The organism is Pseudomonas petrae (genome assembly GCF_021728295.1).
Classification (GTDB): domain Bacteria; phylum Pseudomonadota; class Gammaproteobacteria; order Pseudomonadales; family Pseudomonadaceae; genus Aquipseudomonas; species Aquipseudomonas petrae.
In genome coordinates, this window is sequence record NZ_JAKJXE010000002.1 from 196,145 (window position 1) to 214,141 (window position 17,997).

The window sequence follows — 17,997 nt, forward strand, 5'->3', positions numbered from 1 at the left end:
GGTTGCCATGCTCTGGGCCTGTGTCCTCCTGCCGCAGCTGGCGCTGGACGGCGTCATGCGTCGTCGCGAAAACCCTGAAGAACCGCTGGCGCTGATCAGCGGCACGGCGCAGCGCCGGGTGCTGCAGACGGTCAATCCGGCGGCCCGCGCGATGGGCCTGCGTGCCGGCCAGTCGTTGACCGCAGCCCACGCCATGACCCGAGAATTCGCCACCGTCGAATACGACCCGGACGAAACCGAGCGTTGGCATCGGTTGCTGGCGGCCTGGGCCTACCGTTTCAGTTCCCATGTCAGCCTCAAATACCCGCGCGTGCTGTTGATGGAGGTCGAATCCAGCTTCGGCCTGTTCGGGCCGTGGCCGGTGTTCGAGGCGCGACTGCGTCAAGAGCTGACCGAACTGGGCTTTACCCACCGCATCGTCGCGGCGCCCAATCCGCTGGCGGCCCGCATGCTCGCCAACGCCCATGATGGTCTCGCCGTGACCGATGGCGACACACTGCATGAGGTGCTGGCGCAGATGCCGGTCAACCGCATCGGCCTGCCGACCGAAGTGGCCACTGCGCTGGCGCGCATGGGCCTGCATCGCGTACGACAGGTTCAGGCGTTGCCCCGTGACACTTTGGCCCGGCGTTTCCCGGCGGCCGTGCTGCAACACCTCGACACGCTGTTCGGGCGCAGGCCCATGGGGCTGGAGTGTTATGTGCCGCCGGACCGTTTCGATACTCGCATCGAGCTGAATTTCGACGTCGAATCCCATCAGGCGCTGCTGTTCCCGCTCAAGCGCATGATCGCCGACCTGGCGGTGTTTCTGGCCGGACGCGACAGCGGCGTGCAACGTTTCGTGATTCATCTGGAGCACGTGCCGAGCGTGGGCAGCGTTGCCCCGGACACGCAGATCCCCGTCGGCCTGCTCAGCGCCGAGCGAGAAGCCAACATGCTGTTCGAGCTGGCACGGGGGCGTCTGGAGCAAGCCGAAGTGCCGTCGCCGGTACGCGCGTTGAGATTGCAGGCCAAGGACCTGCCGGCTTTCGTGCCCACCCACCGCGAGCTGTTCGACGACCGTCCGCAACAGACCATGCCCTGGGAGCAACTGCGCGAGCGCCTGCGTGCACGGCTTGGGGATGAAGCGGTCGCCGGCCTGGGCTTCAATGCCGACCATCGTCCGGAACACGCCTCGCTGCCCGCTTGCCCGAACAAGCCACTGGCGCTGACCCATAAAGTGCCGCGCCCCGGCTGGCTGTTGCCCGAGCCCGAATTGCTGACAGAGCCCGGTCTGCGCGTATTGGCCGGGCCGGAGCGCATCGAGTCGGGCTGGTGGGACGGCGGCGACGTGCGCCGCGACTATTACCTCGTCGAAACCCGCAACGGCCAGCGCGGCTGGGCGTACCGCAGCGTCGGCGACAGCAGCCTGTTGCTGCACGGCTGGTTCGCATGAGCGGGGGATACGCCGAGTTGCATTGCCTGTCGAACTTCAGCTTTCAGCGCGGGGCGTCGAGTGCGAAGGAGCTGTTCGAGCGGGCCAAACTTCATGGCTATCAAGCGCTGGCGATCACCGATGAATGCACCCTGGCGGGCATTGTGCGGGCATGGCAGGCGGCGAAGGAATGTGAGCTGCCGCTGATCATCGGCAGCGAAATCACCGTCGAGAACGGGCCGAAAATCGTCTTGCTGGTGGAGAATCTCGCCGGCTACCAGGCCTTGTGTCGCTTGATCACCCAAGGTCGGCGCCGCAGCAAGAAAGGCGAATACCGCTTGCTGCACGAGGACTTTCAGCCGCCGCTCACGGGGCTTTTGGCGTTGTGGCAACCGGATCTTGATCAGGACGTCCCGACACGGCGGGAACAAGGCGCCTGGCTGCGCGGGATCTTTCAGCAGAATCTGTGGCTGAGCGTCGAGTTGCACTGCGGTCCGGATGATCGAAGGCGCCTCAACACCTTGCTCGGTATGGCGCGGGCCATGGCGATTCCTGCCGTCGCCAGCGGCGACGTGCACATGCACGCCCGCGGTCGTCGGGCTTTGCAGGACACCATGGCCGCCGTCCGCCATCACACCACCGTGGCGGAGGCAGGGCATCGGCTGTTTGCCAACGGCGAGCGGCATTTGCGACCGGTGTCGGCGCTGGGCGAGCTGTATCCGGCGAGCCTGCTGATTGAAACTGTGAACATCGCCCGGCGCTGCACCTTCGACCTCAGTGAGTTGCGCTACGAATACCCCCATGAACTGGTGCCGCCTGACCAGTCCCCCAGCAGCTGGCTGCGGCATCTGACCGAGCAGGGCGCCAGTCGGCGCTGGCCTCACGGCGTACCGGAGGTCGCCCGCAGCAACATCGAAAAAGAGCTGAAAGTCATCGCTGCCAAGCGTTACGAGAGTTACTTCCTCACGGTGCATGACATTGTCAGCTTCGCCCGCGAGCAGCACATCCTTTGCCAGGGCCGAGGCTCGGCGGCCAACTCAACGGTGTGTTTCGCCCTGGGCATCACCGAGCTGGACCCGTCAAAAAGCAATCTGCTGTTCGAGCGTTTCATCTCCGAAGAGCGCGACGAGCCCCCGGACATCGACGTCGATTTCGAGCACGAACGGCGCGAGGAAGTGCTGCAATACGTGTTCCGTCGATACGGCCGGGGCAGGGCGGCGCTCACTGCGGTTGCCAGTACGTACCACGGTGCGGGAGCCATCCGGGATGTGGCGCGCGTCCTCGGTTTGCCGCCCGACCAGATCAACGCCCTGGCCGACTGCTTCAGCCGCTGGACCGACAGCATGCCGCCCGCCGAACGCCTGCGCGAATGTGGCTTTGAGCCCGAGAGCCCGATTCTGCGACGGGTGCTGACGTTGACCGGCGAACTCATCGGCTTCCCCCGACATCTGTCCCAGCACCCCGGCGGCTTTGTGATTTCCGAGCATCCGCTGGAAACCCTGGTGCCCGTGGAAAACGCCGCCATGGCGGACCGCACCATCATTCAGTGGGACAAGGACGACCTCGATCTGGTGGGCCTGCTCAAGGTCGATATTCTGGCGTTGGGCATGCTCAGCGCGCTGCGCCGGACCTTCGATCTGGTCAGGGGTTATCGCGGTTACGACCTGACCATCGCGACCATCCCCGCCGAGGACAAACCGACCTACGACATGATCACCCGCGCCGACACCATCGGCGTGTTCCAGATCGAGTCACGGGCACAGATGTCCATGCTGCCGCGCTTGAAACCCAACACCTTCTATGACCTGGTGATCGAGGTGGCCATCGTCCGGCCCGGGCCGATTCAGGGCGGCATGGTGCACCCGTACCTGCGCCGCAAGAACGGCGAAGAGGAAGTCACGTACCCGTCCGAAGAACTGAAAGTGGTGTTCGAGCGCACCCTTGGCGTGCCGCTGTTTCAGGAGCAGGTCATGCAACTGGCGATCGTCGCCGCCGATTACTCCCCCGGGGAGGCGGACCAACTTCGCCGTTCCATGGCCGCCTGGAAACGCCATGGCGGTCTTGGGCCCCATCGCATTCGCCTCAGCGAGCGCATGAAGGAAAAGGGCTACCCGGACGAGTTCATCCAGCGCATTTTCGAGCAGATCAAAGGCTTCGGCAGTTACGGCTTCCCGGAATCCCACGCCGCCAGCTTCGCCTTGCTGACCTACGCCAGTTGCTGGCTCAAATGCCACGAGCCGGCGGCCTTTACCTGCGCGCTCATCAACAGCTGGCCGATGGGCTTTTACAGTCCGGATCAATTGCTCCAGGACGCCCGCCGCCACCAGATCGACGTGCACCCGGTGGACGTGCGTTACAGCGGTTGGGACTGTTCGCTGGAGCCGGTGGCCGGCCGGGAATACAACCAGAACCTGGCGATCCGCATGGGCCTGCGCATGATTCGCGGGTTCCGCGAGGAGGACGCCAAGCGCATCGAACAGGCGCGCGGCGTACGTGATTTCAAGGACGTGGCCGACGTGTGCATTCGCGCCGAACTGGACAATCGGGCGCGTGCTGGGCTGGCCGATTCCGGTGCGCTGCGGGGTCTGGTCGGGCATCGGCATCGGGCGCGCTGGGAGATCGCCGGCGTCGAGATGCAACGGCCGTTGTTCGGCGACGACTGTTTTGGCGAAGAGGCTCAGGTCGCGCTGCCGTTGCCGAGTGTTGCCCAGGACCTTGCAGCTGATTACGACACCCTCGGCACGACACTCGGCCCGCACCCGCTGGCCTTGCTGCGGCATAAACTTGCGGCGAAGCGTTTTCGCAGTTCAAAGGATTTGCTGGATGAAGAGCACGGCCGCAGTTTCAGCGTGGCCGGGCTTGTCGTCGGTCGACAACGGCCCGGCACCGCCAGCGGCGTGACGTTTGTAACCCTGGAAGACGAACACGGAATGATCAACGTCGTGGTCTGGCGTGATCTGGCCGAGCGTCAACGCAAGGTGTTGGTGGGGTCGCAGTTGATGCAGGTGTTCGGCAAGTTCGAATTCCAGAAGGGCGTGCGCCACGTCATCGCCCAGCGATTGTTCGACCTCACCCCAATGCTCACCGGGCTTGATGTGCGCAGTCGGGATTTCAAGTGATGCGCATGGCGTTCAGCTTGCCCGCACCCAGGTACGGGTGATGAACACCGCGGGATTCAGATCTCCACCTTCACAGCCCGCCCGGTCTTGATCGACTCAATGGCGCAGTTAGCCAGATGCAAGGCTCTCAACCCGTCGCGGGCGTTGGTGGGCAGGGGGTCGTTGGCGCGCACCGCGTCGATGAACTGGTTCAGCTCGATGCGATACGAAGCGGCATAGCGCTCGAGGAAGAAATTCTCCAGAGGCTCACGCACTTCGGTTTGCGTGGCGCTGTAGCTGCGCACGGTGCTTGGGCGATGGTTGTCGTTGAGGATCATCCCCTTGGAACCGAACACTTCCAGGCGCTGGTCATAGCCGTACACGGCTTCGCGGCAGCAATTGATGTGGCACTGTTTGCCGGAGGCGGTTCGCAGCAAGACCATCACGCTGTCGTAGTCGTCGATCTGCGCGAGCGCGGGCTCCACCAGGCGGCTGGCGATGGCGATCACTTCGATGGGTTCTTCGCCGAGCAGCGTGCGCGCGGTGTCGAAATCATGGATGGTCATGTCGCGGAAGATGCCGCCGGAGTGGGTCAGGTATTCCACCGGCGCCAACCCCGGATCCCGGCTGGTGATGACCACTTGTCGCACCTCGCCGATGTCCCCGCGGGCGATGGCTTTGCGCATCTGCAGGGTGTCCGGGTCGAAACGACGGTTGAAACCGAGCATCACCTTACCGTTCAGGCGCTCGATCTCATCCACTGCGCGGGCGGCTTTGGCGAAGTCAAGGTCAATGGGTTTTTCGCACAGCACCGGTTTACCCAGTTTCACCGCCCGCAGCATCAGGTCGATGTGCGTGTCGGTCGGCGTGCCGATGACAATCGCATCCACATCGTCCCGGGCAATGGCCTCGGCGCAATCGTAGGCCGCGGCGCAACCCAGCTTGCCGGCCAGCGTGTCGACGCCTTCGCGCCATGGGTCAGCGATCACCGACAATTGCACGTTGGGGTTGGCGGCCACGTTGGCCGCGTGAATGTTGGCGATACGGCCTGCGCCGAGGACAGCGATGCGTAGCATGGGTGGATCTCCGGGATTGTTGTTATGGGGTGATCGGCGTAACGGGTGCGGCTGTACATCAATGCGTCAGGTTGAATGGCGTGACCACTTGCACGTGGGAAACGGGAATCGGCACCGCCTTCCACAGGCGATGAAACTGCAGAATGTGCAGAAACGCGTTGCGGGCGTCGACTTGCAGGTTGTGATCGATGATCGCGGCAATCTTTTCTTCCGCCAGCAGTTGCCGGTTTTCCTGATCGAGGTCGTGCCCGATGAATACATCAAGGGGACGATTGAGTGCGGCGAAGGCTTCGACGATCGCGCGGTTGCCGCCGCCGACGCTGTAAATGGCCTTGATCGACGGATTGGCCTGCAGCGCCTGGGTCACTTTTTCAAAAGTCGGCTCATGCACCCCGAAACCTCCGCTGACGTCGACGACGCGCAGATGCGCCGCACGGCTGCGCAGCCAGGTGCGGGAACCCATTTCCCGCTCTTCCTCGCCACGAAACAGCTCACTGCTGATCACCACGGCCACGTCTTGCGCCGCAGCGTCCAGCCAGCGGGACATCAGGTACGCCGCCGTTTGCCCGGCAGTGCGATTGTCCATGCCGATGTAACCGATGCGCTCACTCTGAGGCAGATCGGAAACAAACGTCACCACCGGCACACCCGCCGCCGTCGCCTGATTCACTGCTTCGTTGATCGGCACCTCATCCGCCGCCTTGATGATCAGGCCCTGACTGCCTTTTTCGACGCAACGCAGAATCAGGTCGTGCATCTGCTGCGTGCCGATGGACTGATACAGGTGAAAACGCGGAAAGATACGAAATGGCGCCAGACTGCCGAGCTGCGCAAGAATCGCCTCCTGCACCGCGTCGCTGAAGCGTTTGGGGGTGTGCAGGATAACGTCGATATGAAAGGTGCGGCCCACCGCAGGCCCGGACTTTTCCTGGGCTTCGAGTTCTTCGAGGGCTTGATGAATGCGGCGGTGGGTCTGGTAATGAACGCTGCCGCGCTGATGCAGGACGCGATCGACCGTCGCCTTGCTCACGCCGGCCTGAGTCGCGATCTGCTTGATGGAAAAACGTCTGGCGCGGTCGAGCATGTGAATCCCCTGGCGCCTCTGGATGAGGTCTTGTTGAGGTCGATTCGGGGCCTCGGTGAGGCTGTCGCAATGCTAATCGCTGTTCTATTGCTTGTACAGATGGAAATTAAATTCCAAATAACGGATTGTGGTTCTGCGTGTTGAACGACTCAAAGCGCTTGGCACGGGCTGTGCTGTGCTCAATTCGTCAGATGACAATCATTCGCCAGGAGCACCCATGTACAAAGACTATCCCGCGGCTTATCAGGTCAGCAAAGGCTCGGCTCTGCAGGTCGACACGGCGTTTTATCAGCGCATTCGCGAGGCGCAGGACAGCCGCACCCTGGTCGAGCAGTTCGAAATACCGATCCGCACCGGGCGGGCGTGGAAGGTCAAGGCCGGTCAGGTGTTCCGTGTGACCACACCGGTGGGCCCGCAAGTGGGCGACTTCAACGTCTGGAGCGCCGATGATCCGCGCGAGCGCATGTGGGCCGCGCGCACCCGGCAATTGCAGGGCGCCCACGTCACCACCCACGACCGGTTGTGGTCGAACCTGCCGTTCCTGCGGCCGATGGTCACCATCACCGACGACAGCCTCGCCAGTTACGGCATCGACGAGCACGGCGGTCGGCTGCATGACCTGCTCGGCACCCGCTGCGATCCCTACGTGAACAAGATGCTCACCGGCGAAGACTTTCACCACCACTGCCATTCGAATCTGACCCGCGCCGTGTTGCCCCATGGCCTGACCGAGTTTGACGTGCACGACGTGCTGAATATCTTCCAGTGCACCGGCTTGAACCACGATGACCTGTATTTCATGAAAGCCTGCCCGGCCAAGCAGGGCGATTACCTGGAGTTCCTCGCCGAGATTGACCTGCTCTGCGCATTATCGACATGCCCCGGTGGTGACCTTTCATTGCCAATGTGGGGGCCTGATGCCCAGGACCCGCTGACCGTTTGCAGGCCGTTGGGCGTCGAGATCTACGACATTGATGCGGCGTTGCTGCAAGGCTGGGAGCAACCCAAACGCGCGGCGTACAACGGTCTGCACGGGTTGAAGATCGACAAGGCTGACTGGGAGAAGTAAGGCCGGACTTTTTGTGATGTTTCAGTGAGAGGTCGCGCAGCCATCTCAACGGGTTCAGACATCTCGAAACAAGTCGTGGGCGTTGAGCAGGCGCCAGGCGATTTCGGGATTCTTTTCCAGCCCGCGGCGGATGGCGGCGGGGATCGCGGCGCGAGTCTTGCGGCACATGCCGGGCAGTTCAGCGATGTCGATGACCATGCCACGCATGCTGCGCACTTCGTTGAAGCCCGGCGCGATGTCCAGGCGGATGCCGAGCTGGTCAAACATCCGCGTTTGCAGGCGCTGCAGATCTTCCACACTGGCGATATTTTCCAGGCGTTCGAGCAGGCGCTTCTCTTCCTGACGGGTCAGGCGAAGGATGCGCACGTCCGCCCCGTCCAGCTCCAACAGTCGGTCGCGGTCGCATTGACAGGCGCCGGGCGGGCAGGGCGAGCGGATGGGCAATGGGGAAGTCATGGGCTCCGATCATAACCATGGGCTGTGGGGATTTATAGCCGTGGAGCGGGCAATCGCGGCGAAAACTTGAACGGCTAATTTGGTAAGGCCAATGGTATGTTTATGTAATTGGTCTTGCCAATGGTCGGGCAGCTGTGTAGCTTTTTCCTGCAGCGCCGCACGTGTCATCGCCCAAGCCACGGCAACTGCGGCCCGCGCTTCCAGAATCCATCCGCCACCTCACAACAACAAGATCACTGCCCGGTATCCTGCGGCTCTGGCCGTTTCAGCGGCGCCGGCGTGCCTGGTCTGGAGAGAGAAGATGCTCACCGTCGTCTGCGAAAAACCCGGTTCCCTGCTGGCCCTCGACCGTCCGAAACCCGAACGCGCACCCGGCGAGACGCTGGTCCGCATCAAGCGGGTCGGGGTCTGTGGCACTGATCTGCATATCTTTAACGGCAATCAGCCGTTCCTCGAATACCCCCGGGTCATGGGCCACGAATTCTCCGGCATCGTCGAGCAAAGCGAGGCGGGCAGTGGGCTTGAGCCTGGCGACGTGGTGTACGTGATGCCGTACCTGTCCTGTGGCGACTGCATCGCCTGTCGCCAGGGCAAGACCAATTGCTGCGTGCGCATTCAAGTGCTGGGCGTCCACCGCGACGGCGCGTTCACTGAATACCTGAGCCTGCCCCACGGCTTCGTGCTCAAGGCCGACGGGGTCACGCTGGATCAGGCGGCCATGATCGAATTTCTGTCCATTGGCGCCCACGCGGTGCGGCGCTCGGACGTGCAATCCGGCCAGCGCGCGTTGGTGGTCGGCACCGGCCCGATTGGCATGGCGGTGGCGATTTTCTCCCGCCTGCGTGGGGCGAAAGTCACCGTGCTCGACACCCGCGAGGACCGCCTGACGTTTTGCAAGCAGCACCTGCAGATTGACTCGGCCGTGCTGATCGGCGAAGACGACAAACAGCAACTGGAGCAACTGACCCAGGGCGAATTCTTCGATGTGGTGTACGACGCCACCGGCAACGCCAAGGCCATGGAGCGCGGTTTCGAGTTCATCGCCCACGGCGGCAAATACGTGCTCGTGTCCATCGTTCGCGACACCATCAGCTTCTCCGATCCCGAATTCCACAAGCGCGAAGCGACGTTGATGGGCAGCCGCAACGCCACCGTCGAAGACTTCCGCTACGTCGAGCAATGCCTGCGCGACGGCCTGATCCCTGACGCTGCGCTCAACACCCACCGCATGGCCCTGAGCGAGGTGACCGAGCGCTTCACCACGTTGCTCGACCCTGCCCAGCGCGTCGTCAAAGCCATCGTCGAATGCTAGGAGACGCGGGCATGCGTGCAACCCCATTCACCCCCATTTTGCAGTTCGGCACCAGCCGTTTTCTTCAGGCCCATGCCGATCTGTTCATTTCCCAGGCCCTGGAAAAGGGCGAAGCGCTGGGCAGAATCACCGTCGTGCAAACCACTGGCAGTGCCGACAGCGCGCAGCGGGTGCAGGCGCTGGCCAGTGGCGTGGGATATCCGGTGCGCATTCAGGGCGCGGAAAACGGTCGCACGGTGGATGAAGAGCATTGGTCCACATCGATTGCCGGGGCGCTGCAAGCCGGCCCCGACTGGGCGTTGATTCGTCAGGCGATACGGCACGACGTGCAGGTGGTGATTTCAAACACCGGCGACACAGGCTACGTGCTGGATCCGGCAGACACGGCGTCTTGCCTGGCCGCCGAAGTGCCGGCGCCCCGCAGTTTTCCGGCGAAACTGCTGGTGTTGCTCCATGACCGCTGGCAGGCGAACCCTGATGCGCCGTTGTCGCTGTTCCCCTGTGAGCTGGTTTCACGCAACGGCGATGTGCTGCGCGACCTGATCATCGAGCTGGCGGCAGAGTGGGGCATCGACACCGGGTTTGCCCACTACCTGCGCGACACGTGTCGCTGGGCGAATTCCCTGGTTGATCGCATCGTCTCGCAGCCCATTCAGCCGGTGGGTGCCATTGCCGAGCCGTACGCGATTTGGGCGATTGAACGTCAGTCGGGGCTGGTGCTGCCGTGTACGCACCCTTGTGTGGTCGTGACGGATCAACTTGAGCAGTACGAGCAGTTCAAATTGTTCATGCTCAATCTCGGGCACACCTGGCTGGCCGAGCGATGGTTGAAGGATGGCCGGGCTGAGGGTGAAACGGTGTTTCAGGCGATGAACGACCCGTTGCTGCGCGGGAGCCTGGAGAACGTGTGGGAACGGGAGGTGCTGCCGGTGTTTGCGGCGAAGGGCCAACGGGATCCGGCGCGGGATTATCTGGCCAGCGTTCGCGACCGTTTTCTCAACCCGTTTTTGCAGCACCGGATTGCTGACATCGCGCAGAACCACGAGGAGAAGAAACGCCGCAGGTTCTTGCCGGTGGTGGAGATGGGGCGGGTGATTGCGGGGTTGGAGCAGCCGAAGCTTGAGGGTGCGTTGGCGGTGATTCCCGACTGACACACCACGCAATAAATAGTGGGACTGGCTTTAGCCGGGAAGGCGTCAATTGGCACACCGCAAAATTGAGGGTGAACGCACTGGCCTCTTCCCGGCTAAAGCCGGTCCCACTAAACATCGCCTCCGTGGCGGTGACGCAGAGCGTCAGGGGATGTGTCCCACGCGGGGCGTGGGAACAATCATACCGCGCACTCATAGTGGGACCGGCTTTAGCCGGGAAGGCGTCGGTAGCCACACCGCAAAATTGAAGTTGCTCACCGACTGCAAGGCCACGCCACAAGGCGCCCCAACGCCTGTGATATCCTCCGGCGCATCCTGATGGAACGTGATTGATGACCGCGCCAAGCCCTGCACCCGAACGCCGCCTTTACCAGATCACCGCCGACCGATTGCGCGAGCACATTCGCAAGCATGGCATCGCCCCCGGCGCGCGGCTGCCTCCCGAGCGCGATCTGGCGCAGTTGCTCGGCGTCTCTCGTCCGTCCTTGCGCGAAGCCTTGATCGCCCTTGAAATCGAAGGCAGCGTCGAAATCCGCATGGGTTCCGGCATTTACGTCTGTGAGCACCTGCTGGGCGTCAAAGGCAAAACCCGCACGCTGGGGGAAAGCCCGTCAGAGCTGATGCAGGCCCGGGCGTTGATCGAAGGTGAGAGCGTGATGTTGGCCTGCCTGCACAGCAGCAAGGCCGATTTTCGCTACCTGCAGGGGTGCATCGACAAGATGCGCGAGGGTGCGCTCAAAGGGGTGCCGGCGCTGGACGACGACCGCAAATTCCACCAGCGGCTGGCGAAAATGAGCGGCAACTCGACCCTGGTGCGCATCATCACCTCGTTGTTCGAAGAGCGCTACAGCCCGCTCACTGCCCATGTCAGCGAACATTCCGAAACCCGCGAAACCTGGGCCATGGCCGTGGCCGAGCACGAAGCCATCCTGCACGCCGTTCAGACCCGCGACCTGATCGGCGCCCAGACCGCCATGCGTGAACACCTGCGCAGGTCCGAAGCGCGCTGGCTGGACGGGATGGATGCGGAACTGCGTTAGAGCGAGTGGCTTCGGCGAGGCCCTTGGCGCTTCGTGACACCCCAGGCCCCTGCGCCCTCTGGCTTGACGCTAAAGGCCTGTGAACCGCATGAAACTGTAGGAGCGCGCTTGCCCGCGAACGCGTGGGTACAGACCCTGGAGATGCGTCGGATGTACCTACGATTTCGCGGGCAAGCGCGCTCCTACAGGTCGTGGTGCGTCAGAGGGCGGTTTCCGATCCCGGATATCAAGCCCCATAAGCTACGAGCCTCACGCCATCGTCTTGCGAATCCCTTCCCATAAGCCGTTCAGGTACACCGCCCCCAGCGCCCGGTCGTACAAGCCGTAGCCAGGTTTACCGGTTTCGCCCCAGATCATCCGCCCGTGGTCAGGGCGGTAATAACCCTCGAAACCGGTCTCGACGTAGGCCTTGACGATCTCGGCCATGTCCAGCGAGCCGTCTTCGGAGCGGTGTGCGGTTTCGTAAAAGTCACCGGCTTCGTTGACCTTCACATTGCGCAGATGGGCGAAGTGAATGCGTCCCTGACCGCCGAATTCCCGCACCAGCGAGGGGATGTCATTGCCCAGGTCGGCGCCGAGGGAGCCTGAACACAGCGTCAACCCGTTGGCCGGGTCATCGACCATCGCCAGAATGTGCGCCAGGTCCTCGCGATTCTTCACCACCCGTGGCATGCCAAACATCGAGCGCGGCGGGTCGTCCGGGTGCAGGGCCATCTTGATGCCTGCGTCTTTTGCCACCGGAATGATGCGCTCTAGAAAATACGCCAGTCGCTCGCGCAAAGTAGCCTCGTCGACCTGCGCATATTCATTGATCAGCGCGCGCAGGACTTCCGGCTCGTAGCTGACGTCCCAGCCGGGCAGGTTGATGCCGTCGTCGAGATTCGCCTGCTCGATCACCGCCACGTCGAACGCCAGGGTGGTCGAACCGTCGGGCAGCTCCATGGCCAGGGTCGAGCGCGTCCAGTCGAACACCGGCATAAAGTTGTAGCAGACCACCTTGATCCCGCAGGCCGCCAGGTTGCGCAGGGTCTGGCCGTAGTTGTGGATCAACTGATCGCGGGAAGGCAAGCCACGCTTGATGTCTTCGTGGACCGGCACGCTCTCGATGACCTCCAGCTCAAGACCGTGGGCATTCACCTTAGCCTTGAGGGCGGCGATCTTGTCCAGCGGCCAGACCTCGCCCACCGGGATGTCGTAGATGGCAGAGACCACGCCGGTCATGCCGGGGATCTGGCGGATGTAGGGCAGGGTGACGGGATCACTGTCGCCGTACCAACGGAAGGTCATCTTCATTGCGCAGTCCTTGTTGTTATGGGGGGCAGGCCGCTCAAGGTCGCGAGTGATTCATTGAAAGCTGCCCGAGCGAGGTTTGCGCAGCAGCATAGATTGGTCAGGCCAAATTATGCAAATCCCGACCGTCGAGCCATAAATCGACAAATAACTCGCCTTTCCGATTTCCCTAACCCGGTTTGCGGGTCTAGTATCGGCTGCATTCGGATATTTGGTCAGGCCAATTCTGCGGTTCTCGAAGGAGGCTTTATCCCTCGGTGAACAGCGTGTGAATCAGGGGCTGGGCGCTAGACGAAGCTCTAACGACGTCTTACTCATAAAAATAATTAGGAGGACTCGCCATGCAGAAAGGGCGCTGGTTGGTAATTTTTCTGTGCTTCCTCGCGGTGGCCATCAACTACATCGACAGGGCCAACCTCGCTGTTGCCGCCCCCTACATCCAGAAAGAGCTCGCCCTGGGCTCAGGGCAAATGGGACTGCTGCTCAGCGGTTTCTTCTGGACCTACGCACTCATGCAGATGCCGTTTGGCTGGTTCGTCGACAAGGTCGGCGCGCGCATCGCGCTGCCCCTCGCGGTGGCCTGGTGGTCGCTGTTCACGGCGGCAACGGCGGCGGCCGGCAGCCTGGCGTCGATGTTCGGTTGCCGGCTGATGCTCGGGGTGGGCGAGGCGGGGGCGTATCCGTCCTGCGCAAAAATCGTCAGCCAGTGGTTCGACGTCAAGGAGCGCGGCTTTGCCACCAGCATCTTCGACAGCGGTTCACGGGTCGGCTCGGCGCTGTCCATCCCGCTGGTGGCGTTGATCATTGAACTCTGGGGCTGGCGCGCGTCGTTCATCATCACCGGCGCGGTGGGCCTGATCTGGGTCGTGGGCTGGTTCCTGATCTACAAAGAGCCCCAGGCCGTTGCTGCCATCGAGCAGCATGAGGCGGGCAAGGCGGCGACCCTCGCGGCACGTCCGAAAGTGAAATGGGCGTCGCTGTTTCGCCACCGCACGTTGTGGGGAATGATGTTGGGCTTCTTCTGCCTGAACTTCGTGATCTATTTCTTCATCACCTGGTTCCCGACCTACTTGGTGACCGAGCGCGGTTTCTCGCTGAAATCACTCGGGACCCTGGGCACCATTCCGGCGGTAGCGTCCATCGTCGGCGGCTGGATTGGCGGACTGACCTCCGACGCGCTGTATCGCCGGGGCTGGAGCCTGACCGCTGCGCGCAAGACCTGCATCGTCGGCGGCATGCTGATGTCGTCGAGCATTTCCCTGTCGGTGTTCGTCGAGGGCACTTACGCGATGCTCGGATTTTTCAGCCTGGCCTATGCGAGCCTGGCGTTCGCCGGCGCGAGTATCTGGTGCCTGCCGGCTGACGTTGCGCCTTCGCCTGCCCACGTGGCGTCGATTGGCGGCATTCAGAACTTCGCGTCGAACACCGCCGGCATCTTCATCACCACCTTCACCGGCTTCATGCTGGTGATCGGCAACGGCTCGTTCACCGCGCCGCTGCTCACCGCCGGGGCGTTTGCCCTGCTGGGGGCGTTCAGCTATCTGTTCATTGTCGGCAAGATCGAGCCGTTTTCGACCACGCCGGAGGATGCCGCGCCTCTGGATACGCCAGCGGTCGCACAGCGCACCTGAGTGTTGAGTCGGATCCGGGCATCACTTTTGCGGTGTGCCCACTGACGCTTTCCCGGCTAAAGCCGGTCCTACGGTGTGCGCACGATGTGTAGGACCGGCTTCAGCCGGGAAGCTTTTGATCTGCTCTTGATCTTCCTGCGCAGAAGGTCCAGACACCGCCAATCGCGACTTTGGTGCAGGCTGAACGCAGGTCTTGCGGAGTGGGCCGAGCGGCATGGATGCCGCGAGAGCCGCCCCCGCCATGGATGGCGGATGGCGGCGGGCCCACGGAGCGAGGCCGGAGTGAGGGCATTCCGACGGAGGAGGAACCAAGCCAGGAGCAAGCACCCTTGGTTACTTGGGGATGGTGCGACTTTCGACTTTTCCAAGTCACTCGCCGAAGGCGAAACAGTCGGCCCCCAGGCAGACGCTCTTGATCTTGATCTATCAAACAGACCCCGCGCGCAGCCGCAATAGACGAGCCCCGTCAAACGGATCAACCAACCAGTGCCCCCGCACCCCGAAAACCTGCGCCAGCCGCTCCGGCGTCAGCACATCAAAGGGCGAACCCAACGCCACTAACCGCCCCCCGTCCATCACCGCCAGACGATCACACCCCAACGCCTGATTCAAATCATGCAACGCCACCACCGTCGTCACCGGCAAATCCTGCACCAACCGCAAAATCGACAACTGCTGCTGAATATCCAGATGATTCGTCGGCTCATCCAGCAACAACACCTGCGGCCGTTGCGCCAGTGCCCGCGCAATATGCCCGCGCTGCTGCTCCCCACCCGACAACGTATGCCACGGCCTATGCGCCAAGTGCTGCAAACTCACGTCCGCAATCGCCTGCGCCACAATCCGGTCATCAATCTCGCCCCACGGCGCCAGCGCCGACAGCCACGGCGTACGCCCCAACTCAACCGCCTGCAACAGACTGATCGAATCGCCGGTCTGCGCATGCTGCTCCACCACCGCCAACTGCCGCGCAATGTCCCGCCGGCTCAGCGCCGACAAGCGCTTCCCGCCCAAGCGAACTTCGCCCTGAGACGGCGTCTGAATCCCCGCCAGCAACTTCAACAGCGTCGACTTCCCCGACCCATTGGGCCCGACGATCCCCAGGTTTTCCCCCGGCCGAATCGCCAGACTCACCCCACTGAGCAGTTGCGCGCCCTTGACCGAATAACTCAGGTCACTGCCTTCGAGCATGGCGCCGTGCACCTCCTGACGGGCGTTCATCGAGGACGATTCCCACGGACCAGAATCATGGCAAACACCGGCGCGCCCACCAGCGCAGTGATCACCCCGATCGGCAACACCTGACCCTTGATCAACGTGCGCGACAGAACATCGGCGGCGATCATGAACAGCGCGCCGATCAGGGCGCTCAAGGGCAACAACCGGGCATGGCGCACGCCGGCCATCAGACGCACCGCATGGGGAATCACCAGCCCGACGAAGCCGATGGAGCCAACGATCGACACCATCACCGCCGTCATCAGCGCGGCGGTGAGGATCAGCACGGCCTGCACCCGGCGCACCGGAATGCCCAGCGACGCAGCCGAATCGCTGCCAAATGTGAACGCATCGAGTGCTCGCCGATGCCACAGGCACACCAGCAAACCGAGCACCACGACCGGCACCGACAGCGCCACCGACGACCAGCGCACGCCGCTGAGATTGCCCAGCAACCAGAACATGATCCCGCGGGCCTGCTCGGCATTCGCCGACTTGGTGATCAGGAATGACGTCAGGGCGTTGAACAACTGGGACCCGGCGATGCCCGCCAGGATGATCTGGCCGGCAGCGGTCTGTCCCCGAGAGGAGCGGGCGAGCAGGGCGACCAGCGAGAAAGCGGCGATCGCCCCGGCAAACGCGCCGGTGGACAGGGAGATCGTCCCGGCACCGATGCCGATGATTGCCACCAGCACCGCGCCGGTCGAAGCGCCGGCGGAGATACCCAGCAAGTAGGGATCGGCCAGCGGGTTGCGCAGCAGCGACTGCAGGACCACGCCCGACACCGCCAGCCCTGCGCCGCAGGTGGCGGCAACGATGGCCCGGGTCAGGCGGTAATTCCAGACGATGCCCTCGTCGATAGGGTCGAGGGGATAGCCTGCGGCCCACAGCTTGTTCGCCAGCACCTGAACGATCACCGGCAGGCTGATCGACGTCTCGCCGATCGCCACGCCCGCCAGCACCGCCAGCGCCAGCAACGCGATGGCCCAGGCGCCATGGCCGAATATTCGGGGGACGTTCGACCGGGGCATTCTGACTGACGTCATTGCGCGTGAGTGGCCTGAGCCAGTTGTTCGATGCCGTCAAACAGCCGCACGCTGGACTCCATGGCGCTGGCGTCCATGATCACGATGCGATTGTTTTTCACCGCATCCATATTGCGCGTGACCGGGTCAGAGCGGAGAAAGGCCAGCTTCTTCTCGTGATCGTCAGCCGGGAAGCGGCGACGGTCCATGCGCGCGATGACCAGCACGGTCGGGTTGGCCTTGGCGATGGTTTCCCAGCCCACGGTCGGCCATTCCTCGTCGGAGTCGATGACGTTACGCATGCCAAGGGTGTCGAGCATGAAGTTGGGGATGCCCTTGCGCCCGGCAACGTACGGATCGACGTTGAGGTCCGGGCTGGAAAACCAGAACACCGCCGAGACGGGCGGGTTGGCATGGGTTTTCGCCTGCGCCACAGCTCGGGCCAGCCGGGTCTGGTAATCCGCGATCAGTTGCTCGCCACGGTCCTGTACGTTGAAGATCTGCGCCAGTTGCCGCAGGCTTTTGTACAGCGCGTCGATGCGGAAGGCTTCGAGGCGCGTGCCATCGGCGCCGACCCGGTTGTTCTTGCCCTCGCAGTCGGACGGCAGGATGTAGGTCGGGATGCCCAAGTCGCGAAACTGCTCGCGGGTGCCGACGGCGCCCTGTGGCCCGACCATCCACTCAAACTGCACCGGCACGAAGTCCGGGCGTTTGCCGATCACCGATTCGAAGCTTGGCGCGTTGTCGGCCAGACGCTCGATGCTGTCGTTGAGGGTTTGGTACTGGGGCAGGACGGGGTTGAACCACAGCGACGTGCCCACGACGTTCGGGCCCAGGCCCAGCGCATACAGCATCTCGGTGGCGGCCTGGCCAATGGTCACGGTTTTCTGCGGGACGTGGGTGAAGGTCAGCGCCTCGCCGCAGTTGTCCACGGTCAACGGGTAAACCGTCGAAGCAGCGAGAGCGGCGGTGGGCAATGTCAGGGTGACGAGCAGGGCAGCGAGGCGGCGCAGCGGCATGAACAGCGATCTCCAGAAAGCCTGAATGCTTGGCGAAGCAGGCGCTGGAAAGTCCATCCCGACACACGCCCCGGAAAAAAGGGCGAGCTCATGGTGCGCGCACGACACGCGAAC

At 63.0% G+C, this 17,997-nt stretch carries 14 protein-coding genes; 7 read left to right on the forward strand and 7 right to left on the reverse strand.

What is annotated here, in order from left to right:
- The first annotated feature begins 7 nt into the window (after positions 1 to 7).
- Positions 8 to 1,435: a Y-family DNA polymerase gene (locus L4G42_RS04430; protein ID WP_237254752.1), complete on the forward strand. Its 1,428-nt coding sequence runs from the start codon at positions 8 to 10 to the stop codon at positions 1,433 to 1,435.
- Positions 1,432 to 4,533, forward strand: a complete 3,102-nt coding sequence (locus tag L4G42_RS04435) for an error-prone DNA polymerase (RefSeq protein ID WP_237254753.1) — start codon at positions 1,432 to 1,434, stop codon at positions 4,531 to 4,533. Before L4G42_RS04430 ends, L4G42_RS04435 begins: the two co-directional genes overlap by 4 nt.
- A 56-nt stretch (positions 4,534 to 4,589) precedes the next feature.
- On the opposite strand, the gene iolG is transcribed toward L4G42_RS04435, so the two are convergent.
- Together iolG and L4G42_RS04445 are read right to left on the reverse strand one after the other, a co-directional pair.
- On the reverse strand, positions 4,590 to 5,588 hold the full coding sequence (iolG, locus tag L4G42_RS04440) for an inositol 2-dehydrogenase (protein WP_237259543.1): 999 nt from the start codon (positions 5,586 to 5,588) through the stop codon (positions 4,590 to 4,592).
- 58 nt (positions 5,589 to 5,646) lie between these two features.
- Positions 5,647 to 6,672: a LacI family DNA-binding transcriptional regulator gene (locus tag L4G42_RS04445; protein ID WP_237259542.1), complete on the reverse strand. Its 1,026-nt coding sequence runs from the start codon at positions 6,670 to 6,672 to the stop codon at positions 5,647 to 5,649.
- Between the two features lie 217 nt (positions 6,673 to 6,889).
- Between L4G42_RS04445 and L4G42_RS04450 the strand changes: the two genes are divergently transcribed.
- Positions 6,890 to 7,741, forward strand: coding sequence for an urea carboxylase-associated family protein (locus L4G42_RS04450; RefSeq protein ID WP_237260583.1), 852 nt, complete (start codon positions 6,890 to 6,892; stop codon positions 7,739 to 7,741).
- A gap of 54 nt (positions 7,742 to 7,795) precedes the next feature.
- Here the strand turns inward: L4G42_RS04450 and L4G42_RS04455 are convergent, their stop codons facing one another.
- The gene (locus L4G42_RS04455; RefSeq protein ID WP_237254759.1) at positions 7,796 to 8,197 is read right to left on the reverse strand and encodes a hypothetical protein; all 402 of its coding nucleotides are present in this window, start codon (positions 8,195 to 8,197) and stop codon (positions 7,796 to 7,798) included.
- A 301-nt stretch (positions 8,198 to 8,498) separates the two neighbouring features.
- On the opposite strand from L4G42_RS04455, the gene L4G42_RS04460 reads away from it, so the two are divergent.
- From L4G42_RS04460 to L4G42_RS04470, 3 genes are all read left to right on the forward strand, one after another.
- Entirely contained in the window at positions 8,499 to 9,509 is a 1,011-nt protein-coding gene (locus tag L4G42_RS04460; RefSeq protein WP_237259540.1) for a zinc-binding alcohol dehydrogenase family protein, read from the forward strand.
- A gap of 11 nt (positions 9,510 to 9,520) precedes the next feature.
- Positions 9,521 to 10,660, forward strand: coding sequence for a mannitol dehydrogenase family protein (locus L4G42_RS04465; protein WP_237254761.1), 1,140 nt, complete (start codon positions 9,521 to 9,523; stop codon positions 10,658 to 10,660).
- Positions 10,661 to 10,992: 332 nt separating this feature from the next.
- On the forward strand, positions 10,993 to 11,700 hold the full coding sequence (locus L4G42_RS04470; protein ID WP_237259539.1) for a FadR/GntR family transcriptional regulator: 708 nt from the start codon (positions 10,993 to 10,995) through the stop codon (positions 11,698 to 11,700).
- A 249-nt stretch (positions 11,701 to 11,949) separates the two neighbouring features.
- On the opposite strand, the gene uxuA is transcribed toward L4G42_RS04470, so the two are convergent.
- Positions 11,950 to 12,993 (reverse strand): mannonate dehydratase, encoded by a 1,044-nt coding sequence (uxuA, locus tag L4G42_RS04475; RefSeq protein ID WP_237259538.1) that lies wholly within the window; start codon positions 12,991 to 12,993, stop codon positions 11,950 to 11,952.
- Between the two features lie 338 nt (positions 12,994 to 13,331).
- Here uxuA and L4G42_RS04480 point away from each other — a divergent pair, with 338 nt between their 5' ends.
- Complete coding sequence (locus L4G42_RS04480) at positions 13,332 to 14,621, forward strand: MFS transporter (protein WP_237254764.1); 1,290 nt, start codon at positions 13,332 to 13,334, stop codon at positions 14,619 to 14,621.
- A gap of 426 nt (positions 14,622 to 15,047) precedes the next feature.
- Here L4G42_RS04480 and L4G42_RS04485 read toward each other — a convergent pair whose 3' ends face one another.
- Genes L4G42_RS04485 through L4G42_RS04495 form a run of 3 tightly spaced genes read right to left on the reverse strand, consistent with a single transcriptional unit; the run spans position 15,048 to position 17,883 of the window.
- Positions 15,048 to 15,842 carry an ABC transporter ATP-binding protein gene (locus tag L4G42_RS04485; protein WP_237254438.1) on the reverse strand — a complete coding sequence of 265 codons (795 nt, stop codon included), beginning with the start codon at positions 15,840 to 15,842 and terminating at the stop codon, positions 15,048 to 15,050.
- Positions 15,839 to 16,870: a FecCD family ABC transporter permease gene (locus L4G42_RS04490; protein WP_237254439.1), complete on the reverse strand. Its 1,032-nt coding sequence runs from the start codon at positions 16,868 to 16,870 to the stop codon at positions 15,839 to 15,841. Before L4G42_RS04490 ends, L4G42_RS04485 begins: the two co-directional genes overlap by 4 nt.
- Before the next feature lie 11 nt (positions 16,871 to 16,881).
- Entirely contained in the window at positions 16,882 to 17,883 is a 1,002-nt protein-coding gene (locus tag L4G42_RS04495) for an ABC transporter substrate-binding protein (protein ID WP_237254440.1), read from the reverse strand.
- Positions 17,884 to 17,997 lie beyond the last annotated feature (114 nt).